General features: G+C 71.2%; 22 protein-coding genes. 8 read left to right on the forward strand and 14 right to left on the reverse strand.

Annotated elements, in window-relative coordinates; genetic code table 11:
• Window positions 1-60: 60 nt before the first annotated feature.
• The 6 genes from LX83_RS00120 to LX83_RS00145 all read left to right on the forward strand — a co-directional run bounded on the left by LX83_RS00120 (window position 61) and on the right by LX83_RS00145 (window position 6,244).
• Window positions 61-1,476: an aminotransferase-like domain-containing protein gene (locus tag LX83_RS00120; protein WP_253765601.1), complete on the forward strand. Its 1,416-nt coding sequence runs from the start codon at window positions 61-63 to the stop codon at window positions 1,474-1,476.
• Window positions 1,473-2,330 carry an ROK family protein gene (locus LX83_RS00125; protein ID WP_253765603.1) on the forward strand — a complete coding sequence of 286 codons (858 nt, stop codon included), beginning with the start codon at window positions 1,473-1,475 and terminating at the stop codon, window positions 2,328-2,330. Before LX83_RS00120 ends, LX83_RS00125 begins: the two co-directional genes overlap by 4 nt.
• Window positions 2,331-2,373: 43 nt before the next feature.
• Window positions 2,374-3,954, forward strand: coding sequence for an alpha-amylase family glycosyl hydrolase (locus LX83_RS00130; protein WP_253765605.1), 1,581 nt, complete (start codon window positions 2,374-2,376; stop codon window positions 3,952-3,954).
• 232 nt (window positions 3,955-4,186) lie between these two features.
• Entirely contained in the window at window positions 4,187-4,513 is a 327-nt protein-coding gene (locus LX83_RS00135; RefSeq protein ID WP_253765607.1) for a hypothetical protein, read from the forward strand.
• 7 nt (window positions 4,514-4,520) lie between these two features.
• Window positions 4,521-5,891, forward strand: a complete 1,371-nt coding sequence (locus LX83_RS00140; RefSeq protein WP_253765609.1) for a hypothetical protein — start codon at window positions 4,521-4,523, stop codon at window positions 5,889-5,891.
• A gap of 2 nt (window positions 5,892-5,893) precedes the next feature.
• Complete coding sequence (locus LX83_RS00145; RefSeq protein ID WP_253765611.1) at window positions 5,894-6,244, forward strand: hypothetical protein; 351 nt, start codon at window positions 5,894-5,896, stop codon at window positions 6,242-6,244.
• Window positions 6,245-6,561: 317 nt separating this feature from the next.
• Here LX83_RS00145 and LX83_RS00150 read toward each other — a convergent pair whose 3' ends face one another.
• On the reverse strand, window positions 6,562-7,659 hold the full coding sequence (locus LX83_RS00150) for an amidohydrolase family protein (protein WP_253765613.1): 1,098 nt from the start codon (window positions 7,657-7,659) through the stop codon (window positions 6,562-6,564).
• Between the two features lie 324 nt (window positions 7,660-7,983).
• Window positions 7,984-10,764, reverse strand: coding sequence for a glycoside hydrolase family 3 C-terminal domain-containing protein (locus tag LX83_RS00155; protein ID WP_253765615.1), 2,781 nt, complete (start codon window positions 10,762-10,764; stop codon window positions 7,984-7,986).
• Window positions 10,765-10,957: 193 nt separating this feature from the next.
• Here LX83_RS00155 and LX83_RS00160 point away from each other — a divergent pair, with 193 nt between their 5' ends.
• The gene (locus LX83_RS00160) at window positions 10,958-12,151 is read left to right on the forward strand and encodes an ROK family transcriptional regulator (protein ID WP_253765617.1); all 1,194 of its coding nucleotides are present in this window, start codon (window positions 10,958-10,960) and stop codon (window positions 12,149-12,151) included.
• A gap of 93 nt (window positions 12,152-12,244) precedes the next feature.
• On the opposite strand, the gene LX83_RS00165 is transcribed toward LX83_RS00160, so the two are convergent.
• From LX83_RS00165 to LX83_RS00210, 10 genes are all read right to left on the reverse strand, one after another.
• Window positions 12,245-12,946 carry a 2-hydroxychromene-2-carboxylate isomerase gene (locus LX83_RS00165; protein ID WP_253765619.1) on the reverse strand — a complete coding sequence of 234 codons (702 nt, stop codon included), beginning with the start codon at window positions 12,944-12,946 and terminating at the stop codon, window positions 12,245-12,247.
• A 28-nt stretch (window positions 12,947-12,974) separates the two neighbouring features.
• Window positions 12,975-13,715 (reverse strand): 3-oxoacyl-[acyl-carrier-protein] reductase, encoded by a 741-nt coding sequence (gene fabG / locus LX83_RS00170; RefSeq protein WP_253765621.1) that lies wholly within the window; start codon window positions 13,713-13,715, stop codon window positions 12,975-12,977.
• Window positions 13,712-14,194, reverse strand: a complete 483-nt coding sequence (locus LX83_RS00175; RefSeq protein ID WP_253765623.1) for a 3-hydroxyacyl-ACP dehydratase FabZ family protein — start codon at window positions 14,192-14,194, stop codon at window positions 13,712-13,714. The genes fabG and LX83_RS00175 overlap by 4 nt, the downstream gene beginning before the upstream one ends.
• The gene (locus tag LX83_RS00180) at window positions 14,191-14,637 is read right to left on the reverse strand and encodes a 3-hydroxyacyl-ACP dehydratase FabZ family protein (RefSeq protein ID WP_253765625.1); all 447 of its coding nucleotides are present in this window, start codon (window positions 14,635-14,637) and stop codon (window positions 14,191-14,193) included. Before LX83_RS00180 ends, LX83_RS00175 begins: the two co-directional genes overlap by 4 nt.
• Before the next feature lies 1 nt (window position 14,638).
• Entirely contained in the window at window positions 14,639-15,730 is a 1,092-nt protein-coding gene (locus LX83_RS00185) for a beta-ketoacyl synthase N-terminal-like domain-containing protein (protein ID WP_253765627.1), read from the reverse strand.
• Window positions 15,727-17,025, reverse strand: a complete 1,299-nt coding sequence (locus tag LX83_RS00190) for a beta-ketoacyl-[acyl-carrier-protein] synthase family protein (protein WP_253765629.1) — start codon at window positions 17,023-17,025, stop codon at window positions 15,727-15,729. The genes LX83_RS00185 and LX83_RS00190 overlap by 4 nt, the downstream gene beginning before the upstream one ends.
• A 29-nt stretch (window positions 17,026-17,054) precedes the next feature.
• Window positions 17,055-17,306: an acyl carrier protein gene (locus tag LX83_RS00195; RefSeq protein WP_253765631.1), complete on the reverse strand. Its 252-nt coding sequence runs from the start codon at window positions 17,304-17,306 to the stop codon at window positions 17,055-17,057.
• Window positions 17,307-17,425: 119 nt separating this feature from the next.
• The gene (gene sbnA / locus LX83_RS00200; RefSeq protein ID WP_253765633.1) at window positions 17,426-18,448 is read right to left on the reverse strand and encodes a 2,3-diaminopropionate biosynthesis protein SbnA; all 1,023 of its coding nucleotides are present in this window, start codon (window positions 18,446-18,448) and stop codon (window positions 17,426-17,428) included.
• Between the two features lie 23 nt (window positions 18,449-18,471).
• Window positions 18,472-19,512: a 2,3-diaminopropionate biosynthesis protein SbnB gene (gene sbnB, locus LX83_RS00205; protein WP_253765635.1), complete on the reverse strand. Its 1,041-nt coding sequence runs from the start codon at window positions 19,510-19,512 to the stop codon at window positions 18,472-18,474.
• Between the two features lie 96 nt (window positions 19,513-19,608).
• Window positions 19,609-20,535 carry a TauD/TfdA family dioxygenase gene (locus LX83_RS00210; RefSeq protein ID WP_253765637.1) on the reverse strand — a complete coding sequence of 309 codons (927 nt, stop codon included), beginning with the start codon at window positions 20,533-20,535 and terminating at the stop codon, window positions 19,609-19,611.
• Between the two features lie 204 nt (window positions 20,536-20,739).
• Here LX83_RS00210 and LX83_RS00215 point away from each other — a divergent pair, with 204 nt between their 5' ends.
• The gene (locus tag LX83_RS00215; protein ID WP_308203880.1) at window positions 20,740-21,708 is read left to right on the forward strand and encodes an ATP-binding cassette domain-containing protein; all 969 of its coding nucleotides are present in this window, start codon (window positions 20,740-20,742) and stop codon (window positions 21,706-21,708) included.
• Between the two features lie 116 nt (window positions 21,709-21,824).
• Here the strand turns inward: LX83_RS00215 and LX83_RS00220 are convergent, their stop codons facing one another.
• A complete protein-coding gene (locus tag LX83_RS00220; protein WP_253765639.1) occupies window positions 21,825-22,031 on the reverse strand; it encodes an MbtH family protein in 207 nt (68 codons plus the stop codon).
• A partial coding sequence (locus tag LX83_RS00225; RefSeq protein WP_253765641.1) for a non-ribosomal peptide synthetase occupies window positions 22,028-25,339 on the reverse strand: 3,312 nt, incomplete at its 5' end. The genes LX83_RS00225 and LX83_RS00220, both read right to left, overlap by 4 nt.

Below are 25,339 nucleotides of genomic sequence, written 5' to 3' on the forward strand. Positions count from 1 at the left end.
TATGACCAGAACTCCTCCGTTCGAATAGGGCCAATCAAGGTCCGATTGGTTGGAATTGCCATGCACATCCAGGACGCGCTCGGGGACTGGTCCGACCGGCCCGGTCCGCTGTACGCGCGGCTGTCCGCCGCGCTCGGGGCGGCCATCGAGCGCGGTGACATCCCACCCGGCACGGTGCTGCCGCCGGAGCGGTCACTGGCCAGGCGGCTGGCCATCGGCCGCAACACGGTCACGCACGCCTACGCCCACCTCCGGGACCGCGGGATTCTGGAGACCAGGCAGGGAAGCGGCTCCTGGGTGGCGGGCGCGCGCCGGACGGGTGAGGCGCGGTCCCCGCGCGAATCCCTGCCCGTCGCCGCCCTGCGGAACCCGGCGGCACTCATCGACCTCGCCACCGCCGCGCTGCCCGCGCACCACCGGCTGCGGGCCGCGGTCGCCGCGCTCGGGGCGGCCGACGCGGACACCGCGGCCGCGCTCGACGCACCCGGCTACCACCCGGCCGGTCTGCCCGCGCTGCGTGCCGCGCTGGCGGCGCGGCTGACCGAGCAGGGCCTGGCCACCGACGCCGACCAGGTTCTCGTCACGACCGGTGACCAGCAGGCGCTGTCCCTGCTGGCCGCGCACGCGCTGCCCGACCGGCAACCGGCGGTCGTGGAGACCCCGACCAGCCCCGGCATCCTCGACGTGCTCCACGGGCTGTCCGTCGCCGTGCGCGGCGCCCGGCCGGTCACCAGCGGGAGTGACGAGCTGCTGGCGCTCATCGACCGGGTCCGCCCGGGCCTGGTGTACCTCGTGCCGACGCTCGGCCCGCACGGCCGGGTCCTCGGTGCCGACGACCGGGCCCGGCTCGCCCGCGCGCTCGCCGACCGGGACACCCTGGTGGTCGACGACGTCAGCCAGGCCGGATTGGTGTTCGACCAGCAGCCGCCGCCGCTGGCCGCGTGCGCGCAGTCGGACAACCTGGTCACCGTCGGCTCACTCAGCAAGCTCCACTGGGGTGGGCTGCGGATCGGCTGGGTGCGCGGATCCGCGCCGCTGGTGGCCGCGCTCGGCCGGGCCAAGGCGCGGGCGGACCTCGGCACCCCCGTGCTGGACCAGGTGCTGGCCACCCGGCTGCTCCCGGTGGAGGACGACGTGCGCGCCGAGCGGGTCGCCGTGCTCCGCGACCAACTCAGCCACGCGAGCGCCGCGCTGACCGCGGCGCTGCCGGAGTTCCGGTGGCTGCCGCCGGACGGCGGGCTGAGCCTGTGGCTGCGGCTGCCCACCGGCACGGCGACCGCGTTCAGCGAGGTGAGCGCCCGGTTCGGGGTGGCAGTGGTGCCTGGCGGCGTGTTGTCGCCGGACGGCCTGGCCGACGACCACGTCCGCGTCGTGTACGCGCGCCCGCCGCAGGTGTTCGACGAGGGCCTCCGCCGCCTGGCGGCCGCGTGGGTGCGGTACCGGCACGCGACCGACGACCAGCCGGTGCTGCTGTGACGACCATCGGCATCGACCTCGGTGCGACCCACGTCAGAGCCGGGCTGGTCGACCAGGCCGGCCGGCTCAGCCGGGTGGTCCGGCGGGTGTTGCCACCCGATCCCGCGGCCCGGGTGCGCACGACCAGGCAGGTGCTGGCCGAGTACGCCGACGTCGCGGTCGCGGCGGTGGGCGTGGCGGTCGCGGGGACCGTGCGCGACGGAGTGCTGACCTGGTCGGCGAACCTCGGTCTGTCCGGTGTGGACTTCGCCGCCGAACTGGGTCGCCCGGTGACGGTGCTCAACGACGCGCGTGCCGCCGGGCTGGCCGAGGCCCGCCTCGGTGCGGGTGCCGGTGCGGCGACGGTCCTGGTGGTCACGGTGGGGACCGGGCTCGGCGGCGCGCTGGTGACCGGTGGACGGCTACACGAGGGGACCGGGCACGCCGGTGAGGTCGGGCACCTGGTGCTCGACGCCGACGGGCCGCCGTGCGGGTGCGGCAACCGCGGGTGTTGGGAACAGCTCGCGGGTGGTGTCGCGCTGAACCGCACCGGCGCGGCGCTGGCACCGACCGGTGCCGCACAACCCGGTGCCGCACGGCTCGCGGCGGCCGTCACGGCGGGGCAACCTCGGGCCACTGCCGCACTGGAGCGGCACGCCGCGCAGTTCGCCCGCGGCCTTGACAGCCTCTGCGCCGTGCTCGCGCCGCACACCGTCGTGCTCGGCGGTGGCCTCATCGCCCGCCCCGGCCCGATCCGGGACGCCTACCTCGCCGCCGCGGGCACGCTGCGCTGGCACAGCGGCCCCGTCCACCCCGCACGCCTCGGCGACGACGCCGGGGTGCTCGGCGCGGCACTGGCGGCCAATCCGTCCTGATTGGCTCTGGAAAACCCTGGCGCCGCGCGGTTTCCTCTGTCTCGTGTCTGATCACCCGTGGTGGCGGGACGCCATCGGCTACCAGGTCTACCTGCCGTCCTTCCAGGACAGTGACGGTGACGGCTGGGGCGACCTGCCCGGTCTGCTCAGCCGTCTCGACTACCTCCACGACCTCGGTGTCACCTTGCTGTGGATCAGCCCGTTCCACCCGTCCCCGATGCGCGACCACGGCTACGACATCACCGACTACCGCGCCGTGGACCCGCGCTACGGCACACTGTCCGATGTGGACGCGCTGCTGTCCGCCGCCCACGAGCGGGGCATGCGGGTCGTCGCCGATCTCGTGGTGAACCACACCAGCAGCGAGCACCCGTGGTTCGTCAGCTCCCGCCGGTCCCGCACGGACCCGTTGCGAGACCGCTACATCTGGCGCGATCCGGCACCGGACGGCGGGCCGCCGAACAACTGGCTCTCCCACTTCGGCGGTCCAGCGTGGACGTTCGACCAGCGCACCGGCCAGTACTACCTCCACCTGTTCACACCGCACCAGCCAGACCTCAACTGGCAGCACCCCGATGTCGCGGACGAGGTCGACGGCATCCTCCGATTCTGGTTCGACCGCGGCCTCGACGGGTTCCGCGTCGACACCGCGCACTACCTCACCAAGCACCCCGACCTCCCGGACAACCCCTGGCTGGCCCCGGACGACGTCCCGGTTCAGGGCGGCGTGGCGGCCGAGTGGCTGACGCAGGACCACCGCTACGACATCGAGCAGCCGTCGGCGATGGCCATCCACCGCCGGTGGCGCGCGATCGCGGATGCCTACGACGCGGTGCTGATCGGCGAGGTGTACATCCTCGACCCCGGCCGGCTCGCCAGCTACGTCGAGGCGGACGGCCTGCACTCCGCGTTCTGGTTCGGCCTGGTCGAGTCCGACTGGGCACCGGACCGAGTCGCCACGATGCTGCGCGCGGCGGCCGCCGCGGCGCCCAACCTCAGCTGGGTGCAGAGCAGCCACGACCGCAGGCGCGCCGCCACCCGCTACGGCAGCGCGCGCCGCGCCACCGCCGTGGCCACCCTGCTCATGGGGCTGCCCGGCATCCCGTTCTTGTACAACGGGGAGGAACTCGGCCTGCGCGACGGAACCATCCCGCCAGGTCAGGCCCAGGACCCACTCGCCGCCGCCGACGGCAGCCAGGCGCGTGACGGCGCCCGCACACCAATGCCCTGGGCACCGGGCCCGGGGCTCGGCTTCACCACCGCACCGGCGGCGTGGCTGCCGTTCGGCGACCGCGCGCCGGCCGACACGGTCGCGGTGCAGCAGCACGACCCGACCTCACCGCTGTCGACACACCGCAGGCTGATCGCCACGCGGGCCCGCACCGCGCACCAGCGGTCGGCCCCCGTGTGGCTCGCGCACACCGGTGACGTGCTCGCCTACCGCACGGGATCGGTCGTGGTCGCCGCCAACCTCTCGGACCGTCCGCACCCGTTCGACCTCGGCCCCGGTCGGTGGCGGTGCGAGTTCGACACCGACAACCCGGCGGCCGAGCGGGTGCCCGGAAAACTGGACCCCGGCCAAGCGGTGATAGCGCGCCACCACGCACCCGAAGACCCGGATTGAACGCGCGCCCCGGCATTGCCCGCCGCGGTTGTGGTTTGTCCTCCGGGCACACGATGAAATGATCATTCCCGGGTCACTCGTTCCACTACCAATGTGACCCAACAACAGATTGACTTATCAACGAGGTAGCTGGTGACGCTTTCCGGTGATTCACGTCAAGTTCTTGCGACATCCGTCTCCGCCAGTCTACGGTTGCCCAACGCAGCGACTGTTTTCGCGTCCGGGGGGACCGATGAACTATCGCGTGGAACCCGCCTCAATCGACGGAAGTTCACATCTGTTGACGGAACTCGCCGGGTTGTTGGCGGCAGGCCGGCTCGACGGAGACAACAGCGTGGCCGCCAAGGCTCCGCATGCTCATCCTGATGTCGGCAGGAAGGTCGAGGAGTTCGCGCGCTTCGCGCACGACCAGTACCAGGATCTCGTGGCTCTGCTGGGCGCCCTGGCGACCAAGCTGAAGGCGACCGGACAGAGCCTGGTCTCGATTGACCAGGACATCGCCCACGCTCTGGACGAGCTACTGGCCGGCGGTGTGTACGTGCCGCCGGAAAGGCGGTGATCCGGTCATGACCTACTTCGCCGACGTGAAGTTCATTGACCGCGGCAATCCTGACCTGGTTCAGCTCAACGCACGAGAATTCCAGCGTATGACGGATCTGCTCGACAGCGCGCGGCCGACTCTGCGCCGGGCGAAAGACAACACGGTGTGGGAAGGTGCCGGGCGGGACAAGTACGACGCCCGACTGGCTGACGCGGGCCATCTGCTCGATGATCTCGCTGCCGCTTTCACGATCGCGCACGACGCGCTGGCCGGTTACGCGCCAGAACTGGAGAAGGCCAAGAACCTCGTGCGGGAGGGCAGAGTCACCGAGGGAAAGCTCGCTGATCTGATCAACTCGGTGGCCGACGCGTGGACATCAGAAGCCAAGGCCGCCGAGCCCATGCGCAAGTGGGAGGACATCCGATCAACGACTGGCTTCTTCGACTGGGTGGCCGAACTCGGTGTGGATGTCGAGTCGATCAGAGCGGACGCGGAACGCTACTACGACGAGACCAACACCAAGTTCTCCACCGCGAAGCAGGTCGAGGAGACCGCTCGCGCCCGCTGCCTGGCGGATCTCGGCAGAGCCTACGAGGCGCTTCCCGACTTCCGGGCTGATTCCACGGAGGCCGCCGCCATCATCGCGGGCATCCCGGACATCGCCGAGGAAGCGACCCAGGCCGCGAGCAACCCGAACGTCCAGCTCGCCGGAACCGGTGCGAAAACCGACTACGGACCGAGTGGTGTCGCGCAGGGCGCGGTCTCCCCCGCCTTGGCCGCGATCAAGGCGGCAGCGGCGGAACTGCCCGGCGGAAACGTGGGAATTCCCTGGTACCAGCTGTGGGAGAGGGATGACTCGTACCGCGAGGAGTGGATTCGGGACAACCAGGCGGTGATCAGGGCGGCCGCGGGCAAGTACGGGTTGCCACCGGATCTCGTGGCTGGAATCGCCTGGCAGGAAGTCGGGGGCGAGGCCTACTGGACCGACCGGGAGGTGTTCGGCGTTCGCAACAGCGAGGAGGTCGACAATCCCAAGCTGGACCCGAACGACGACCAGAGGTCGAACGCCACCTCGATGGGACCGATCGCGGTCCAGGTTCGTCGAGCCGCGGAGACCCTGGGCTACGACCCGGCGACCATGACCCAGGCGCAGCGCATGGAGGTCGTCGAGGCGCTCAACGACCCCAAGCAGAACATCTTCATCGCCGCCTCCCACTTGGCCGACCTCAAGCAGGAAACCGATTTCGCCTCGGATGCGACGCTGACCCAGGACCAGTACCGTGAGCTGGCAGCGCGCTACAACGGAGGCCCGTACTGGGAGAGCAAGGCGGCCCAGGGGTACGGCAACGGGTTCATGACGAACCTGCCCAAAGCTCAGCTGGCACTCGGCAGGTGATCATGCGGAACCGTCGTGGCACCACGCCAACCGGGCAGACGTCGACCAGGGCGGGGACCGCGCTCGCGTACGTGTTCGTTGGCCTTTCCGACCTGGTCGCCGGGCTCTTCGCCGTCGCCGCCTACGGGATCAGTCCGCAGGGCGACTGGGACCGCGGCGCCATCGACGCCGCCGACCTGGCCGCCAGCGCTGGTGTCGCCGTCACCCTGGCAACCCTGGTGGCACAGGCACTGCTGGTGCGCCCGGCCCGCAGGGTCGCCTGGCCGTGGCTCGCCGTTCCGGTGATCGCACTGGCCCTGCTCCTCGCGCGGCGGTACGGCCTGGAGCAATACCTCACCGACGCCCCGAGGTGACCAGCGCGCAGTCGGTCACGCGACCAGGCGCAGCCAGGCCGCCGCGAGTGCACCGACTGGCGGGTTCGGGACCTCCCCCGCCGAGGGCGAGCCGCGCTGGGTGAGCACACCTTCGCCGTGGCATACGGCAGGGGCTGGGCGCTGGACGGGAAGACAACCGTGGCCGAAGCCGACCCGGCCCGGCTGCTCCAGGAACTCAGGGCAGCTCACCCAGGTCCGGGGTGACCAGCCGGGTGTGCCGGTCCGCGCGGGCGGCACGTGCCGCCCGGTTCCCGTTCACCTCGTGGCGCGGGGCGGGGCTGGCGGGGGCGCCCCGGTCAGGTGCAGGCCAGTGCCGGGAACAGGGCCAGCGCGTTGTCCCGGTTGATCGCCGCGCGGTGGGCACCGGTCAGCGCGGGATCACCGTCCAGCGCCGCTGCCGCGCGCAACACCTGGTCCAGCGTCATGGGCGGCCAGTCCGAGCCGTAGAGCAGCCGCGCCGCACCGGCCGTCGCCAGCAGCGTCGGTGTTGACGACGGTGACATCGGCGCGGCGGTGTCGTAGTGGAAGCGGCGCGTGTACTCGCGCACCAGGGCGGCGTCCACGGGTGGGTCGGTCGATTCGCCGGTCAACTCGAAGCGGGCGGAGAGGTAGGGCAGGAACCCACCCCCGTGCGGCAGCACGAAGGACAGCCGGGGAAACCGGTCCAACACGCGGTGCACGGTCATGTTGACCGAGGCGCGCGTGGTCTCCAGTGCGTAGTCGCACAGGAAGTTGGGCACGCCAGGCAGTGCCGGCTGCTCGTCTGAGGTACCGGGCACGTCCGTCGGGTGCAGGACGGCCACGGTGGACCAGTCGTCGAGTTCGGCCAGCAGCGGGTCGAAGACCGGGTTGCCGAGGTAGCGCGCCTGACCGTCGCGGGTGGGCAGCTGCGCGCCGACCGCGCCCGCGCGCAGTCCGTACCGGACCGACCAGATCGCGAACCCCAGGTCGTCCAGCCGTGCCTGGGCGAGGAAGGCGAACCGGCCGGGGTGGGCCGCGATCAGGTCGACCACGGCCTGGTAGGCCACCCGCAGGCTCTCCCTGCGCTGCGCGTCGTCGGTGTAGGGCGTGGTGACCGGCGTGGTCACCGACATCACCGCGGTGGCGATCCCCGCACTGTCCATCATGGACAGGGTGGGGCCCACCTCCCAGTGCGCCCACCACGGCAGCTGGCTCCGGTCGACCAACCCCCGCGACTCGGCCCAGGCGACCCAGGCCGGCGGGACGCAGTGGTGGTGCACGTCGATCCGGCAGCGCCGGTTGTCCCCGGCGGGCACGTCATCTCCTGCCGCGGCCTGTCCGGCCGACGGCACCTCGAACATCCCGGTCGCGGCAGCCGTGACCACCGCAGCGCCCCTGGCCAGCGCTCGTCGGGTCAACACCGTCCGTCCCATGATCACCTCCCGCGCCCGGTCCCAGTCTTGGGTCTCCTGTGGACACCTGCCAGCCGAGCAGCGGAAGTTCCTACCAGTGCGCCACCAACAGGGCGAGCCGGAGCCGACGGGGCAACGCTTGGTGAGCCCACCCGAGGTTCGGCGGGAACGCGTACCAGGCGACCGGGCCGAGACCGCCCCGGACCGACGAGCAGTAGGCGCTCGGCCCGGCAGACACGCCAGGGCCTCCGGCACGGCTGCGGCTGCTCGTGCCGGAGGCCCTGGCGATCGGCGTCGCGCGCCGCCGGGTTCTGGTCGGTTGACCGGAACCCGGCCGACCCCGTGCTAGCGGACGTAGACCACGAAGTCGGTGCTCGCCTGGCGGCCGTGGTAGCTGACCGTCGCGGTCACCGTGGCCACCCCGCTGCCGACGGTGCGGATCACGTCACCCCGCACCGACACCACGTCCGGGCGGTTGCTGTGGTAGCGCACCCGCAGGTCGTCGGGCAGTGCGCGGCTGGCTCCCCTGCCGATGTAGCCGTAGAGCGTGTCATCGCTCATGGCCACGGTGAGCTGGGGATCGACCACGGTGCCCGCGGGGAAGAGCACCCGCTGGGCCACCTGCTGGGCGGCGTCACTGCTGGCCGCCGGCTTGGCGCTGACCACCGAGGGCACCGGGTTCAGCGCACCCGTCACGCGCACCGAGGCGCGCTGCTGGATGTCGGCGTCAGCGCTGGAGGAACCGAGCTGGATCTCGTAGCGGCCGGTGTCGACCTGGTAGCGGTTGGCCGACTCGTCGAAGAACGCCAGCTTGGGAACGTCCACGGTGAACTCGACCCGCTTGGTCTGGTGCGGGTCCAGCGAGATCTTCTGGAACCCCTCCAGCCGCTTGATCGGCCGTTGCAGCTCGGCCGGAGCGTCCGGAGTGGACACGTACAGCTGGACGACCTCGGCACCGGCCACCGAACCGGTGTTGGTGACATCCGCGCTGACGCGCAGCGACCCGTTGGCGTCCACCTGGTGCCGATCCACCCGCAGGTTGGTGTACCGGAAGTCGCTGTATCCCAGGCCGTAGCCGAACGGGTAGCTGACCGGCCCGGTGTAGTACATGTAGGTGCGGCCCGGCGAGGTCGCGCTGGGCCGGATCGCGTAGTCGTCCAGCGCGGGCAGCTGGCTGGCGTCGGCGTACCAGCTGAACGGCAGCCGGCCACTGGGGTTGACCGCGCCCAGCAGCACGTCCGCCAGTGCCTCACCCTTGCGCTGGCCGTTGTAGGAACTCCACAGCAGCGCGGGCACCGCGTCCTGGAACGGCGCGAGGTCCACCTGTCCGATGGTCTCCACGTAGACGATGGTGCGCGGGTTGCGCGCGGCCACCTGGCTGATCAGCGACGCCTGCGCGCCGGGCAGCGCCAGCGAGGACCGGTCGCTCTCCTCGGCCGCGGTCGTGTCGTCGGTACCGGCGTAGACGATCACCGCGTCGTAGTTCGCCGCGGCCTCGACCGAGGCAGCGTCCACCCGATCCAGCGAGTTCGGGTCGGTGCCCGGCAGGAAGTCGACCACCGCCGACGGGTTGATCTTCTGGATCGCCGCCTTCAGGCCCTGGTAGCCGTTGACCTCGTTGGCCTTGCCCGCCTTGCCCTGGATGTTGGAGTACCCGCCCAGGTACATGGACTCGGGGTTGGCGAAGTGGCCGATCACCGCCACCCGGTAGGCGCCGGTCGCCGGCACCCGCAGCGGAAGCAGCGGCTGCGCCGAGCCCGCCGAGTCGTTCTTGTCAGCTCCGCCGACGGTGCCGTTCTTGTCAGCTCCGCCGACGGTGCCGTTCTTCAACAGCACGATGCTCTGGCCGGCGACCCTGCGCGCCATGGCCAGCCGCTCCGGGGTCTGGGTGACCGCGTTGTTGCTGTCATCGTTGACCCACGTGCCGGGCGCGATCCTGGCCCTGGCCTGCGCCACCCACGGAACCGCGGCCTCGTCGTCGAACTCACCGGTGGCGATGCGCGCGGCGAACAGGCGGGTCAGCGAGACGTCCACGTCGTTCTCGGTGTAGACGCCGGTCTGGGTCTGGATGCGCGCCGCCACGGCGTTGGGGATGGTGTTGGCGTAGTTGAACTTGTCGTGGTAGCCCTGGTTGCAGTCCAGGTCCTCACCGGCGGAGTTGGCGTAGGCGGTGCGTCCCAACTCGTCCAGCGGCTTCGCCGCGCCCGGTGGCTGCCAGTGGTGACCGGCCTGGATCTCGTAGATGGCGTCGCAGTCCGAGGTGAAGAATCCGTCGAAGCCGAACGTCTGCCTGGCCAGGGTGTCGATCAGGTGCACGTCGGCCGCGGCCGGCACCCCGTTGACCCGGTTGTAGGAACTCATCATCGAGCCGGGATCGCTGCGCCGCACGATGTCGCGGAACTGGGCGGTGTAGTACTCACGCAGGGTGCGTTCGTCCATGTCGGACGATCCGGTCAGGCGGTTGAACTCGCTGTTGTTGGCCGCGAAGTGCTTGAGCGTGGTGATGGCCTTCAGATAGCCGCCGCCCGAGCGCAGCAGGTTGCCCGACTGGTCCTTGCCCTCCAGCCCGTTGACGAACTGCGCGGCGATCTCGCTGGTCAGCAGCGGGTCCTCGCTGAACGCCTCGTCGTTGCGGCCCCAGCGCGGGTCGCGGGCGAGGTTGACCGTGGGCGAGTAGAAGTTGAGGTCCAGGCGGTTGTCCTTGACCACCTCCCTGGCCTCGTCCGAGATCATGCTCGCCTCGGCGTACATCAGGTCCGGGTTCCAGGTGGAACCCAGGGACAGGTCCACCGGGTAGGACGTGGTGTTGGTCAGCACGTCCGGGTTGGCGTTGTCCTTGGTGCCCTCCCTGGCCACACCGTGCGCTGCCTCGTTCCAGTAGGAGTAGGCGGCGATGCCCAGCCGCGGGATGGCCGCCGCCAGGCTGCTGTTCATCTGGCTGGCCTTCTCCGCCAGGGTCAGCCGGGACACCAGGTCCGCCGCGCGCTCCTCGGGCGAGTAGGCGCGGTTGAGGTAGATCGGCTCCCGGGGCTTGGGTGCGCTGACCGCTGGTACGGCCACCGCGGCCAGCACCCCGCTCACCGCGACGCCGATGGCCAGGGCCACCGTTGATACCCGTTTCCTCATCGTGGCTCTCCAGTCCGCGAGCGGCCGACAGGGCCGGACTACGAGCGGGCCGCGTTGCCGTCGCCGAGGTGGGTCGTGACTGCGCGGAAACGTAAGCCCGGGGTTTTGCTGTGTCAAGGATCAATTCCACGTCGCGTGGCACTCAGTTTGTCCGAAGCTCGGAAAAAGCCCTCGGAAAAGTACGATTCGGGACGTGGTGACAGCTCCGGGATCGTTGGAGGCGCTGCGCCGGCACAACCGGCTGCGGGTGCTGGAGGCGGTGCAGCGGCGGGGCGCCACCAGCCGCGTGGAGATCGTCCGGGCCACCGGCCTGTCCCGAACCACGGTGTCCAGCCTGGTCAGCGAGTTGCTGGCGGAGCAGCTGCTCACCGAGCAGGTGGAGCGGCCGACCGCGTCCGGCTCGCCGGGCGGTGGCCGGCCGCCCACCCTGGTGACGCTCAACCCGCACGGCGGTGGCGTGGTGGGGGTGCACCTCGGACACGACAGCGTGCGGGTGGTGGTGACCGACCTGGCGTGCGCGGTGCTCGCCGAGGCGCAGCACGCGTGGGACGTGGACGCCCACCTGTCCGACGCACTGGACTACGCCGCCCGCACCGCCCTCGACCTGGTGGCACAGGTCGGGCTGGGCATCGACCGGGTGCTCGGCGCGGGCGTGGCCGTGTCCACCCCGGTCCGGGTCTGCGCGCCCGCCTCGGCACCGCGCTCGGTGCTCACCGGCTGGGATGACGTGAACATCGCCGAGGAGCTGCACGCCCGGCTCGGCCTGCCCGTGCACCTGGGCAACGACGCCAACCTCGGCGCGATGGCCGAGTGGACGTTCGGGGCCGGCCGGCAGGTGGACGACTTCATCTACGTGATGCTCTCCGACGGCGTGGGCGCGGGCCTGGTGCTGGGCGGCCACCTCTACGAGGGCGCCGCGGGCATGGCCGGCGAACTGGGGCACGTGGTGGTGACTCCGGACGGGTTCGTCTGCCGGTGCGGCAACCGGGGCTGTCTGGAGACCGTGGCCGGCGCGGGTCCGCTGGTCGCGGCCATGTCGCACAGCCGAGGCGCCGACCTGACCCTGGACGACGTGGTGGCGCTGTGCCGCGACGGTGATCCGGGCGCGCGGCGGGTGGTGGAGGACGCGGGCCGCGCGGTGGGCCGGGCCCTGGCCGGGGTGTGCACGGTGCTCGACCCCAGGTTGGTCGTGGTGGGCGGCAAGACGGCCCCGGCCGGTGAGCCACTGCTGGCCGGGATTCGCGCGGTCCTGGCACGCAGGCTGTCCCCGTCGATCAACCAGGCCGTGCGGGTGGTGTCCGGTGAGCTGGGCTCGCGCGCCGAGGTGCTGGGCGCGGTCGCGCTGGTCACCCGCAGCACCCCGGGCCACGTGCTGCTGCACGGCTGACCGGACACCGGCCCCACCGCGTGGACCCGACCGGGCCGCGGCCCTCAGGCTCCGGACGCGGTCAGGTCCGCGACCTCCCCTCGGCCCCGGCGCTCAGCCACAGCCGCCGGCGTGGCCGGCGTCCGCGCCCACGCCCAGCACCACCGGCCCGTCGACCGGCTCCGGCTCGGGCAGCCCGGAGCCGCGCACCGAGGCGATGAAGTCCGGCAGCCGGTCCACGCCCCAGAACTTGTTCCGCCCGTGCAGGAACATCGGCACACCGAACACGCCCTGCCTGTCCACCAGCTTGAGCTGTTCCACCCCGCGCGCCCGGTACACCGGGTCGCGGTGCGCACCGGCCACCCGCTCCGCGTCCAGCCCGACCTGCGCGGCCACCTCGGCGATCACCGCCGGGTCGGAGATGTCGCGGCCGTGCTCCCACCGCGCGCGGTAGGTCGCCGCCACGAACTCCCGGCCCCGGTTCCCGTCCAGCGCGGCCAGGTAGCCGAGGTGGGCGACCTCCCACACCGGCGCGGTGTCGACCGGCCAGGTCATCGACAGCCCCCGGGCGGCGGCCAGCCGCCGGGTGTCCTGGAGGATGTACAGGGCTTTCGCCTTGGACATGTCGGTGTAGGGCAGGCTGTGCACACCCTCGTCAGCCAGTAGCCGGGTGGTCCACTCGTCGGGCTCCCACACCGGCAGCCACTCGGCGGCGTCGAGCACGTCGGGGTGCTGTGCGAGCAGCTCCCGGTAGGCGAACCACGAGTACGGACTGCGCAGCGAGAAGTACCAGCGCAGCTGCTTGGTCTTGGCCATGGAAGTGACTCTCCCTGCGGTCGGGCAACTAGACGGTCAGTCCGCCGTCGATCTGGAAGACGGCGCCGGTCACGTAGCCGGCCCGGTCGGAGGCGAGGTACGCGGTCAGGTCGGCGACCTCGGCGGCGGTGCCGAACCGGCCGAGGGGCACCGAGCCGAGCATCTTCTTGCGGGCCGGCCCGGCCAGCACCGCGGTCATGTCGGTCTCGATGAATCCCGGTGCCACCACGTTCGCGCGGATGCCGTAGCGGCCGACCTCCTTGGCCAGTGCCTTGGTGAAGCCGATGATGCCGGCCTTGGACGCCGAGTAGTTGCTCTGCGTCGGGTTGCCGTAGACACCCGAGACCGAGGAGATGTTCACCAGGCTGCCCCGGCGGCGCTTGAGCATGGCGAAGGCCACGGCCCGGCAGACGTGGTAGACGCCGTCGAGATTGGTGTCCAGCACACTGTGCCAGTCCTCGTCGGTCATCAGCACCAGCGGGTTGTCCCTGGTGATGCCGGCGGAGGTGACGGCCACCTCGACCGGTCCGAGTTCCCGCTCCACCGCGGCGACCCAGTCCCGCACCTGCGCGCCGTCGCTGACGTCGACCTGCTGCGCGTGCACCCGCACACCCAGCTCACCGACCTCCTTCTCCAGCGCCCGCGCGGCATCGCCGTTCGAGTGGTAGCAGAAGCCGATGTCGTACCCGTCCTCGGCCAGCCGCAGCACGCAGGCCCGGCCGATACCGCGGGAACCGCCGCTGACCAGTGCCACTCCGGATGTCGTCATGTCCGCTGTTCTCCTCCTGCTTCCCGCAGCACGCCGGCGGGGCGGTAGGCCACCACCATGCGCGACACGGTGAACACCAGTTCGCCACCCACCACGCACTCACCCTCGAAGATCACGGTCTCGCCCACCGCCCTGGCCACCCGCACCCGGTGCTCCAGCACGTCGCCGGGCAGCACCGGTCGGTGGAACTCCACATCGGACAGTGAGCCGAGCAGCATCACCCGGCCGGCGAGCACGTCCGGATTGGGCTGTTCGATCCCGAAGACCAGGCCGGCGGCCTGGGCCCAGGACTCGACCAGCAGCGCCGGCGGGTAGGCCGCACCGTCCGAAGAGGACACCGCGGCCGCGTCGGCGTACCACGGCTCGTTGCGGGTGATCGCCTTCACCGCGGTCACCCGCCGGCCCGGCTCGATGTCGAGCACCCGGTCGACCAACAGCATCGGATACCGGTGCGGCAGGATGTCGGCCACGTCGATCACCGGTCACCTCCCGCCCGGTAGTCCAGGCGCACCACGGCCACGTCCCGGTCACCGGCGCGGGCCCGGGCCACGCACGTCCACCGCTCCCGGTCCCGCTTCCAGTCCACCGCGACGGTCAGCCGGTCGCCGGCGAACACCGGCGCGGTGAACCGGGCCGACTTCATCGCGGCCAGCGCCAAGCCGGGCTCGGGCGCGGTGAGCAGCGCACCGCGGTGCGCGATCTCCAGCACGCACATCCCGGGAAAGATCGGGAAGTTCGGGTAGTGGCCGGCGAACACCGGTTCGTCCGCGCTGACGGTGAACGTGACCTCGGCCGGCCCGGTTCGGTGGACCGCCCCGGCGACCGGGCTCACCGCCCGCGCACCGGTGTCGTCCCGCACCGCGTCCACCGCGCCGGGCTGCCCGGGGCCGACCTCGGCCGGCCGGTCCAGGTGCACGGTCATGTCAGTCCGCCAATCGCAGCAGCGCGCAGGCCGCGGTGCCGTAGGGGTCCACCGCCGAGAGCACGACGAGCTTGCCGGCCGCCTCGGCGGACCGCTCGGCCACGCTGAGCACCGTCGCGATGCGCAGCGCCGACGAGGCGGCTCCGGTGTCGCCCAGCAGGTCGGCGCCGGGCATCCGGTTCACCGCGGCGTCGCCGAACAGCGCGCGCAGCTGGGCGTGCTCGTGCTCGCCGGGCTCGCCGACCGCCGAGCCCACCGCGGCCCAGACCTCCTCCTGGCGCACGCCCGCGTCGGTCAACACGTCCCGCACCGAGGCGGCCAGCGCGCGGCGCGGGTCGGCGTCCAGGTAGAACCGGGACTGCACGGCCAGCACCTCGGCCAGCGGCCGGCGACCCTCGCCGACCGCGGCGGCCGGCTCCACCAGCAGGATGGCGCAGCCCTCGCCCAGCACCGTGGTGCCGCCCGAGTGCCGGTGCAGCCAGGCGCGTGCGGTGGAGTACTCCTCGGCCGCGCCCACCAGCGCCTGGCCGGCCCGGCCGTGGTGCAGCAGTCGGCGGGCGTAGTCAAGGCTGAGCAGGCCGGCCGCGCCGCCACCGGCCAGCGTGGTGTTCGGGCCGCGCAGCTGGTGCCAGATCGCGCACTGGCCGGCCGCGCAGTTCATCACCGAGTTGGGCATCCGCGCCGGGTCGACGTGGTGGGGCTGCCCACCGGTGAACGAGTCGCGCACGAAGTCCATCGTGGACTGGGCGCTGCCCATCGTGGTGCCCAGCACCAGCGCGGACTCCTCGCCGGTCCGCACCACCCGGTTGCCGTCGGCGTCGTGCAGCAGCTGCCCGATGGTGCTCACGGCCAGCCCGGTCACCCGGTCCATCGACCGGGTTCCCTTGCGCCCCAGGACTTCCTTGACCGAGAAGTCGGGCACCAGGCACGCCTGCTCGTCCGGTCCCGGCCACTGCTCGCGGTCCAGCGGGGCGGCGGTCGGCTGTCCCGCCAGCACACCGTCCACGAAGAACTTCCGACCAACACCGAACGGGGACACCGCCGACCACGCGGTGATCACCGGCCGCACCGCTGCGTACGCGGGCGAACTCATCGCTTCACCTCACTGCGGTTGTCAGCGGGCCGCGGGTCCGCGGCCGCCGGGTTGACTGCCACGGGGGCCAGTCCGTTCACCGCGGGCTCCCCCGGCGTGTACTTGCCGAGGATGACGCTGGCGTTGTTGCCGGCGAAGGCCATCCCGTTGTTCTGCACCACCCGCAGGTCGGCGGCCACCGACTCGTTGGGCACGCAGTCGATCTCGCACTCCGGGTCGGTGACCCGGTGGTTGATGGTCGGCGGCACGAACCCGTGGGTGATCGCCAGCGCGCACGCGATGGTGCCCAGCGCGCTCGCCGCGCCCATGGTGTGGCCCAGCATGGACTTCACCGAGATGGTGCGCGGCGGTCGGTCTCCGTAGACCTGGCGGATGGCCCTGGTCTCGGTGATGTCGTTGGCCTTGGTGCCAGTGCCGTGCGCCGAGATCAGGTCCACCTCGTGCGGCTTGACCCCGGCGTCGTCCAGGGCCAGCCGCATGCACCGCTCGATGCTGGACTGGTTGGGCGCCACCTGGTGGTAGGCGTCGCAGTTCAGGCCGTAGCCCAGCACCTCGGCGTAGATCCGCGCGCCCCGGCGCACCGCCGAGTCCAGGCTCTCCAGCACCAGCATGCCGGCGCCCTCACCGGTGAGGATGCCCTTCCGGTCCACGTCGAAGGGCTGGCAGAACTCCGGTGCGATGGTGCCCAACCGGTAGAAACCGGCGAAGGTCTTGCGGCACATGGCGTCCGCCCCGCCGCACAGCGCGAAGTCGACCTCGCCGGAGCGCACCGCGTCGAAGCCGTCCCCGATCGCGTAGTTGCCCGCCGAGCACGCCGTGGCGATGGTGTACGCGCTGACGTTGCCCAGCCGCAACTCGCGGGCGATGGACAGGGACAACAGCGGCGCGGGCACCCGGCGGGCGCCGGCGCCGTCCATCGCCTCCGGTCCGTCCTCGACCTCGGTTTCCACCAGCCGGTCCAGGTCGAAGGACTCACCGTCGGTGGTGCCGACGGTGACCAGACCGCGCTTGTCGGTCAGCTGGCCCGCCAGCCCGGCGTCGGCCACCGCCATCCGGGCCGCGGCCACCGAGAACTGGCTGGCCTTGCCCATCGTGCTCGGGTCAAGGTCCCGCAGCCACCGGGAGGGGTCGAATCCCACGACCTCACAGCCGTTGGCGTGCTCGAAACCCGTGGTGTCGAACACGGAAATCGGCCTGGCGCCACTGCGCCCCGCCCGCAGGCCCGCAGCGAATTCCTCGGCCCCGATGCCGATGCTGGAGACAACCCCGATTCCGGTCAGCACAACCCTGTTCATGGGATTCGCCCCACTCCTGTCCGTTTCGGCTACCAGCCGGCGGCTTCGGCTGTCACTTCGTACACGCCGTCGAGGTTGACCATTCGCGGCAGTTCCGACTGCTCGATCGTGACCCCGAAAGCCTTTTCCAGGGACGCCAGGATTTCGATCGAACCCAGCGAGTCCGCCCCGTGGTCATCGACGAACAGGCTGGTGTTGGTCACCTCGCTCTCGTCCAACTCCAGGATCTCGCAGACGATCTCCTTGATCTTGGAAATACGCTCCTCGACCATCGCGGTCATCGCATTGCTCCCTCTGTGTCCCAATCAATTACTGCGTCTCGATCAATTACTGCCAAAAATCACACACATCGCCGGCGGGGTCGGTGGTCCACCACTGGTGGGTCACCGCTGGCGAATCCTCAGTGCGCGCTGGTCCCGGACAACTCCGAGCGGTCGGCTCCGGCCGCGACACCCTGCAGCGGGCCCCCGGCGAGCACGTCCTCGCCGTAGATGTCGCGCACCCAGTTGTCGTGGTAGACCGTGTCCAGGTAGCGCTCGCCCAGGTCGGGCGAGATCGCCACCGCGGTCAGCTCGTTGTTCGGGTCGTGCTCGGCCAGCCACCGGTAGGCGCCGGTGATCACCGTCCCGGTCGAGCCGCCGAACAGGAAACCCCTGCCGGCCAGCTGGTGGCACAGCCGCACCGTGTCCGGCTCGGCCACGTGCACCACGTCGTCGACGTAGGACTCGACCAGCATGTCCGGGCGCACGCTGGTGCCCAGGCCGGGGATCATCCGCGGGCCGGGCGGGGTGCCGAAGGTCACCGATCCGACGCTGTCCACCGCGACCACCCGCACCCCGCCGCCGATGTCCCGGAAGTAGCGCGCGCAGCCCATCAGCGTGCCGGTGGTGCCGGCGCCGACGAACAGCACGTCCAGGTTGGGGAACCGGCGGCTGATCGCCGACGCGGTCCGCTGGTAGTGCGCGATCCAGTTGTTCGGGTTGGTGTACTGGTTGAGCCAGAGGTAGCGGTCGTCGGAGTCGCACAGCGCGCGCACGTGGGCCAGCCGCGCGCCAAGGAAGCCGGTCTCCGGGTCCGGCTCGGTGATGGTGTGCACCTGGCTGCCCAGCGACTCCATCAGGCGCTTGGTGGCCAGGTTGCACCGCGCGTCGGTGACGCAGACGAACCGGTAGCCCTTGCTGGCCGCGATCATGCTCAGGGCGATGCCCAGGTTGCCCGAGGAGGACTCGACCAGGATCGAGTTCGGGGTGAGCACGCCTGTCCGCTCCGCGGCCGCGATCATCTCGGCGGCCGCCTTGAGCTTGATCGAGCCGGCGAAGTTGAACCCCTCGCACTTCAGGTAGAGCGGACATCCCAGCACCTCGCCCAGATCGACGTACAGGTCGTCGACGTGGAACTCGTGTGGAGCCGAGATAATCGGCATTTCCTACTCCTGTTCTGGGACAGTCAGCGCGTGCCGTAGCGCGTCAGCTCGTGGAAGAAGCCCTCCACGGTGGCCAGGTCGCCGCGCCGGGCCACCTCGTCGTAGACGTACTTGCCGACGGCGAGGTCGAGCACGCCCAGCCCGAACGGGGAGAACACCAGCGGCCGGTCCGGGCGTGGCGTGACCGCGCCGGTCATCACCTGGTAGAGCGTGCCGTCGATGAAGTCCCGGTTGCCGGTGGCCTGCTCGGCCAGGTGCGGCGAGGTGTTGGCCTTGAGGCAGTGCTCGACGTCGTCGAGCACGTTCGACGAGGCCAGGATGATCTCCGGGGACAGGTCGCGCAGCGACACGTGCAGCACCACCGGGTTGTGCGCGAACCACGCCGGGTCGGTGACGTGCGGCCGGCCGGCCACGGTCGCGAACACCACCAGGTCGCTGTTGCGGATCAGGTCCTCGGCCTCGGTGTACACGGTGACGCGGGCGCCGGTACCGCTGTCCCGCAGGTAGTCCCGGTACCCGGCGGCGTGCGCCTGGGACAGGTCGTGCACGCCGATCTCGTCGAACGACCACCCGGTGGCGGCCAGGTAGGTGTGGATGTAGCGGGCGATCAGGCCGACCCCGAAGAAGCCGACCCGGGTCGGCCGGCCGCGGTCCCGGGTCAGCCAGTCCGCGGCCAGCGCCGCCGACGCCGCCGTGCGGGTGGCGCTGATGATGGAACTCTCCAGGCAGGCGAACGGGTAGCCGGTGTCGTGGTCGTTGAGGATCAGCACCGCGGACGCCCTGGGCAGCCCGTTGGCCACGTTCTCCGGGAAGCTGGAGATCCACTTGAGCCCGTCGACCCGGTTGTCCCCGCCCAGCGAGGCGGGCAGCGCGATGATGCGCGCGGTGGGCCGGTCGGGGAAGTTCAGGAAGTACGACGGCGGGTTCACGGTGTCGTGCCGACCGTGCACCCGGTACGCCGTGTCGATGATGTCAACGATGTGCTTCTCGTTCCCGCTGAGCACGTCGTGCACCTGGGCGCCGGAGAGCACCGAGAATGCGGGAACTGCCGTCTGGCTCGACATGAACGACTCCCTTGGTCGTGAGCCCTGGTGGTACGCGGAGCGGAATCCCGGTGGCGAGCGCGGCCATCCGCACCGCCGGGTGGTGTCCGAGGAGGTTCAGGACATCGCCACGAGCACGCGGCGCGGGCCGGTGAACGGACGTCGGCCGTGCCCGACGGCGACGTTGTCGATGAGCATCAGGTCGCCGGCGTGCCAGTCCACGTCCACCGCGGTGGCCAGGCCTCGGTCGCGCACCTGGATCACGTCGGCGGCCGGGATGGGCGAGCCGTCGGCGAACGTGACCGTCTGCGGCATCTCCTCGTCGGTCAGGATCTCCCGCATCGCCGCGGCCGTCTCCGGGTCCAGCGCCGCCACGTGCCACTGGTCGGCCTGGTTGAACCACACCAGGTCACCGGTGACCGGGTGCTCGGTCACCGCACGGCGGTGCTGGGTGACGCGCAGGCCGCCCTGCGGGAGCCACTGCCACTCCGCCTCGGTGGTGGCCAGGAACTCCTCCACCTCGTCCCGGTCGTCGGTCTCGAAGGTCGCCTGCCAGCTCTTGCCGAAGCCGATCCCGTCGTGCAGGTTCTGCGTGTAGCGCACGCCCGGCAGGAACCGCTCGCGCACGTCGTCGTCGAGAACGGCCAGCCACGCGGTGCCGTCCACCACCGGGGTGGCGCCGCCGGTCGTCGGGGCCACCGCGCAGTAGAAGAACAGCCGGGACGGCCACTGGTAGGCGTAGGACATCTCGTTGTGCATCGAGATGGTGAACTCCGGAGGATATTCCGTCGATGTGTAGACGTTTTCGCCGACCTTCGTCCGCGGCGTATTGCCGTGCACATAGGCCAGCCGGTTGGGCAGCAGCAGATCCAGCACTCCGGTCAGATCCTGCTCGGGCAGGTTGAATCCGCGAAAAACCAGTGCCTTCGCCTGCACGAGTTGTTCGTCCAGATCCACCGCGGACCGCAAGTATTCCAGCAGGCCCTCGGCGCTGGCTTCCGCGCCGATGTCACCCGGCCGAATCTGCATGGGTTTCCAGGTCATGTAGTACACCCCTTCTGCCGGTCACCTGCAACGAACGTTCCCGATGCGACTAGAAGCACCACGGCGGCGGAGACGCATTTCTCCTCCCGGCAGCAGAACGTTATGTCCCGGCGCGCTGGCGTGGCGCCAGTTCCGCTGGCCTCCCGCCAGCCACCCGTTGCTTTGCTATTCGTGACGAACTGTGCCTACCGAAACAGGTGAGTCGTGGACATCGCCATCGAAGCCGAAGGGCTGCGCAAGAACTACCGGGGACACATGGCGCTGCGCGGCGTTGATCTGCGCGTGCCGACCGGGACGGTGCTGGGTGTGCTCGGCCCCAACGGGGCCGGCAAGACCACCACCGTGCGCATCCTGGCCACGCTGATGCCACCCAGCGGCGGCCGCGCGGTGGTCGCCGGACACGACGTGGTGCGCGAGCCGCGCGAGGTGCGCCGGCGGATCGGGCTGGCCGGCCAGTACGCGGCCGTGGACGAGCAACTGACCGGCCGGGAGAACCTGGTGCTGCTGGGCAACCTGCTGCGCCTGGGCCGGGCCGGCGCCCGGCGGCGGGCCGAGGACCTGCTGGCCGAGTTCGACCTGACCGAAGCCGGTGACCGGCTGGTCAAGACCTACTCCGGTGGCATGCGCCGCCGGCTGGACCTGGCCGCCAGCCTGGTCGTGTCGCCGTCCGTGCTGTTCCTGGACGAGCCGACCACCGGGCTGGACCCGACCAGCCGGGACACCCTGTGGCAGATGATCCGCCAGCAGGTCGCCGACGGTGTGACCGTGCTGCTGACCACGCAGTACCTGGAGGAGGCCGACCAGTTGGCCGACCGGATCGCGGTCGTCGACCACGGCCTGGTGATCGCCGAGGGAACCCCGGACGAGCTGAAGTGCCGGGTGGGTGGCGAGTGGCTGGAGGTGTCGCTCGCCGCCGCCGGCGACGTGCCGGCCGCGGTGTCCGCGCTGGCGTCGGTCGCGGTCGCCCCGCCACAGGTCAGCGAGGACTACCGGACGATCAGCGTTCGGCTGCCCGACGGCATGGCCGCCGTCGCCGCGGCGGCCAGCGCGCTGGACTCCGCGACCGTCGGGGTGGTGGACTTCGCGCTGCGGCGGCCGTCCCTGGACGACGTGTTCCGCGACCTGACCGGGCGGCCGAACGCACCGACGAACGCGGAGTCCACTTCGGTCTGAGACCCGGACCGGTTCCGGTCCGGACAGCCCGGCGGATCTCCCGCCACCGAAACGACCGCGCCGCGCCTCGGTTCGAGGCGCGGCGCGGTTCTGTTCCTCGGGTCGCTGCGCCGCGGTCAGCCGCTCGCGGACAGCAGGCTCGCCGGCCGCAGGTCGGTCCAGTTCTCGGTGACGTAGCGCAGCGCCGCCTCCCGGGTGTCCGGGCCGTGCACGGCGCGCCAGCCGGCGGGCACCGGCGCGAACTCCGGCCACAGGCTGTGCTGGTTCTCCTCGTTGACCAGCACCAGGAACGTGCCTTCGGGGTCGTCGAACGGGTTGGTCATCGGTTGTCCCTCCTGGTTTCCTCCGCGATCACGCGGGCGATCTCCCGCGCCGAGTCGGGCCGCATCATCTCGTGGTGTCCGCAGTCGACCCGGTGGTACTCCACCGTCCCGTCGACGAACGGCTCCCACGCCCGTGGATTGGCGTTGGCGTGCTGGTCCTGGGCCGCCACGAAGTGCAGCAGCTTGCCCCGGTAGCGGCCGGGCCGGAAACCGCCCTGCAGCACGACGTTGTTGCGCCAGGCGCGCACGCAGTTCATCAGCTGCTGTTCGTCCAGGCTGGCCAGCGGGTTGCCGTCCCGGCGGAACACCTCCAGCACCCCGGCCGGGGTGTCCGCCTCGTCGGGCTGGTGGTTGAAGAACACCAGGATGGCGCCGAGCAGTTCCTGGTCGTCCGGCACCTCGCCGGCCTCCTGCACCGGATGGCTGTCCAAAGTGGCCAGCAGGGCAACGGTTTCCCCGGCCTCCTGCAGCTGTCGGGCCACCTCGTGGGCCACCAGGCCACCGAAGGACCAGCCCAGCAGGTGGTACGGCCCCTCAGGCTGCACCGACCGGATCTGGGCGGCGTAGTCGGCGGCCATCTCCTCGACGCTGCCCGGCATCGCGTCGGGCTGCAGGATGCCGCGGGCCTGCAGACCGTAGATCGGCTGGTCCGGTCCGAGGTGGCTGGCCAGTGCGATGTAGGACCAGCTGATGCAGCCCGACGGGTGCACGCAGAACAGCGGCGCCCTGGTTCCCTTGACCCGCAGCGGAATCAGCACCTCACACGCGCCCTGACCGCCCTTGGTGGACAGCCGGCGGGCCAGCGCCGACACCGTGGGCGCCTCGAAGACGTCTCGAATGGACAGCTGAACGCCGAGCACGGTGCGCACCCGTCCGATGAGCCGGGCGGTCAGCAGCGAGTGGCCGCCCAGTTCGAAGAAGCTGTCGTCCACCCCGACCCGGTCCAGGCCGAGCACCTCGGCGAACAGGCCGCTGAGGATCTCCTCCTGCGGATTGCTCGCCTCCCGCGACGGGCCGGCGTCCACCCCGGGGGCCGGCAGCGCGGCCCGGTCCAGCTTGCCGTTGGTGGTCAGCGGCAGCTGGTCGAGTGCGACGAGCGCGCTGGGCACCATGTAGTCGGGCAGGATCGACCGCAGGTGCTCGCGCAGTTCCTCCAGGTCGAGCGGATCGCCGGCGGGCACCACGTAGGCGACCAGCCGCTGGTCGCCCGGCTCGTCCTCGCGGACCAGCGCGACCGCCTGGGCCACGTCGCCGCGCGCGGCCAGCACCGACTCGATCTCGCCCAGCTCGATGCGGAAGCCGCGCAGCTTCACCTGGAAGTCGACCCGGCCGAGGTACTCCAGGTTGCCGTCCGCGCGCCACCTGGCCAGGTCACCGGTGCGGTACATGCGGTCCCCGGCCGGGCCGAACGGGTCGGCCACGAACCGCTCGGCGGTCAGGTCGGGGCGGTTGAGGTAGCCGCGAGCCAGGCCGGCGCCGGCGATGTACAGCTCGCCGGGCACGCCGACCGGCACCGGCCGCAGCAGGGCGTCCAGCACCAGCAGCCGCGCGTTGGCCTGCGGGCGGCCGATCGGCACCGGCCCGTCCGGCACCTCGACGCCCGGGTCGATCCGGTACTCCGAGCAGTTCACCGTGGCCTCGGTCGGGCCGTAGACGTTGAACACCGTGACGTCCGGGTGCAGTGCGCGCCACGGGGCCAGCGCCTCGCCGGTCAGTGCCTCACCGCCGAGCAGCAGCTCGGTGCCCGGCGAGACGGCGGCCGGCAGGTTGGTCAGCAGCGGCAGGTGGCTCGGGGTCGCCTTCATGAAGTCGACCGGCACGCCGATCGGGTCCTCAAGATCGGCCAGCACCACCCGGCCGCCGGAGACCAGCGGGGTGATCAGCGCGGTGACGGTCAGGTCGAAGGCCACCGGTGAGTGCACCAGCGCGGTCCCGGTGACGCCGCGGTAGGCGCGGGTCGTCCAGGCCAGGTAGTCGGTGACCGACCGGTGCTCGACCACCACGCCCTTGGGCCGGTCGGTGGAACCGGACGTGTAGATCACGTAGGCGGCGCTGTGCGGGTCGATCGGCACCCCCGGGTCGCTGTCCGGGTAGGTGGCCAGCTCTCCGCCGTGCGCCAGATCGGCCATCAGCTCGGGAGTCAGCACGAGCGCCGGCTTGGCGTCCTCAAGCAGGTAGCGGACCCGCTCGGCCGGGTAGGCCGGGTCGATCGGCAGGTAGGCGGCGCCCGTCTTGGTCACCGCGAGCAGCGCGGTGACCAGCTCCGTGGACCGCGGCAGCCGCAGGCCGATGATCTGTCCCGGCTTCGCGCCCCGGGTGATCAGCAGGTGGGCGAGCCGGTTCGCCCGCCGGTTGAGTTCGGCGTAGCCGCACTCGGTGTCGCCGAACACCAGCGCGGTGGCGTCCGGGCTGGCCGCGACCTGCCGCTGGAACAGTTCGGGCAGGGCGAGCGGTTCGACCGGCCGGGCGGTGTCGTTCCACCCGGTGACGACCGCGTGCCGCTCGTCGTCCGCGAGAACGTCCAGTTCGGACAGTCGCCGGTCCGGGTCGGCGGCCATCGACCGCAGCACCCGCGCCAGCCGCTCGGCGATCAGCCGAACCGAGTCGGTCTCGTACAGGTCGGTGGCGAAGTCGATGGCGCCGCGCAGCAGCGCGTCTTCCTCGACGAACTCGAACCGCAGGTCGAACTTGACCGCGGTGGCGTCGATCGGCTCCGACTCGGCGGTCAGACCGGGCAGCTCGGAGCGGGCCAGCGCGTTGTTCTGCAGCACCAGCATGACCTGGAACAGCGGGGACACCGCGGTGGACCGAACCGGGTTGAGCACCTCCACCAGGCGTTCGAACGGCACGTCCTGGTTGGCGTAGGCGGCCAGGTTGACCTCCCGCACCCGGCCGAGCAGCTCCCGGAAGGTCGGGTTGCCGGCGACCGAGGTGCGCAGCACCAGCGTGTTGACGAACATGCCGACCAGCCCGTCCAGCGCGTCGTCGGTGCGCCCGGCGACCGGGGTGCCCAACGGGATGTCGGTGCCCGCGCCCAGTGCGTTGAGCACGCTGGCCAGTCCGGCCTGCAGCACCATGAACAGGCTGGTGCCGGTCTGCCGGGCCAGCGTGACCAGCTGGTCGCGCACCTCGCCGGCGACCTCGAACCGGATCGTGTCACCGTGGTGACTGGCGATCGCCGGCCGGGGGCGGTCGGTGGGCAGGGGAAGCTGTTCGGGCAGATCGGCCAGAGTGGACCGCCAGAAGGCCAGCTGCCGGGACACCAGGCTGTCCGGGTCGTCCTCCGACCCCAGCAACTCCCGGTGCCA

The sequence above is a fragment of the Goodfellowiella coeruleoviolacea genome (assembly GCF_024171785.1).
Classification (GTDB): Bacteria; Actinomycetota; Actinomycetes; order Mycobacteriales; family Pseudonocardiaceae; genus Goodfellowiella; species Goodfellowiella coeruleoviolacea.

Bases quoted from the DNA above. Each gene is read 5' to 3' on its own strand.
- LX83_RS00165 (WP_253765619.1), bottom strand. From the start codon at position 12,946: ATGGCCAAGACCAAGCAGCTGCGCTGGTACTTCTCGCTGCGCAGTCCG.
- LX83_RS00185 (WP_253765627.1), bottom strand. From the start codon at position 15,730: ATGAGTTCGCCCGCGTACGCAGCGGTGCGGCCGGTGATCACCGCGTGG.
- LX83_RS00220 (WP_253765639.1), bottom strand. From the start codon at position 22,031: ATGACCAACCCGTTCGACGACCCCGAAGGCACGTTCCTGGTGCTGGTC.
- LX83_RS00120 (WP_253765601.1), top strand. From the start codon at position 61: ATGCACATCCAGGACGCGCTCGGGGACTGGTCCGACCGGCCCGGTCCG.
- LX83_RS00135 (WP_253765607.1), top strand. From the start codon at position 4,187: ATGAACTATCGCGTGGAACCCGCCTCAATCGACGGAAGTTCACATCTG.
- LX83_RS00190 (WP_253765629.1), bottom strand. From the start codon at position 17,025: ATGAACAGGGTTGTGCTGACCGGAATCGGGGTTGTCTCCAGCATCGGC.
- fabG (WP_253765621.1), bottom strand. From the start codon at position 13,715: ATGACGACATCCGGAGTGGCACTGGTCAGCGGCGGTTCCCGCGGTATC.
- sbnA (WP_253765633.1), bottom strand. From the start codon at position 18,448: ATGCCGATTATCTCGGCTCCACACGAGTTCCACGTCGACGACCTGTAC.
- LX83_RS00140 (WP_253765609.1), top strand. From the start codon at position 4,521: ATGACCTACTTCGCCGACGTGAAGTTCATTGACCGCGGCAATCCTGAC.
- LX83_RS00210 (WP_253765637.1), bottom strand. From the start codon at position 20,535: ATGACCTGGAAACCCATGCAGATTCGGCCGGGTGACATCGGCGCGGAA.
- LX83_RS00180 (WP_253765625.1), bottom strand. From the start codon at position 14,637: ATGACCGTGCACCTGGACCGGCCGGCCGAGGTCGGCCCCGGGCAGCCC.
- sbnB (WP_253765635.1), bottom strand. From the start codon at position 19,512: ATGTCGAGCCAGACGGCAGTTCCCGCATTCTCGGTGCTCTCCGGCGCC.
- LX83_RS00195 (WP_253765631.1), bottom strand. From the start codon at position 17,306: ATGACCGCGATGGTCGAGGAGCGTATTTCCAAGATCAAGGAGATCGTC.
- LX83_RS00145 (WP_253765611.1), top strand. From the start codon at position 5,894: ATGCGGAACCGTCGTGGCACCACGCCAACCGGGCAGACGTCGACCAGG.
- LX83_RS00150 (WP_253765613.1), bottom strand. From the start codon at position 7,659: ATGGGACGGACGGTGTTGACCCGACGAGCGCTGGCCAGGGGCGCTGCG.
- LX83_RS00155 (WP_253765615.1), bottom strand. From the start codon at position 10,764: ATGAGGAAACGGGTATCAACGGTGGCCCTGGCCATCGGCGTCGCGGTG.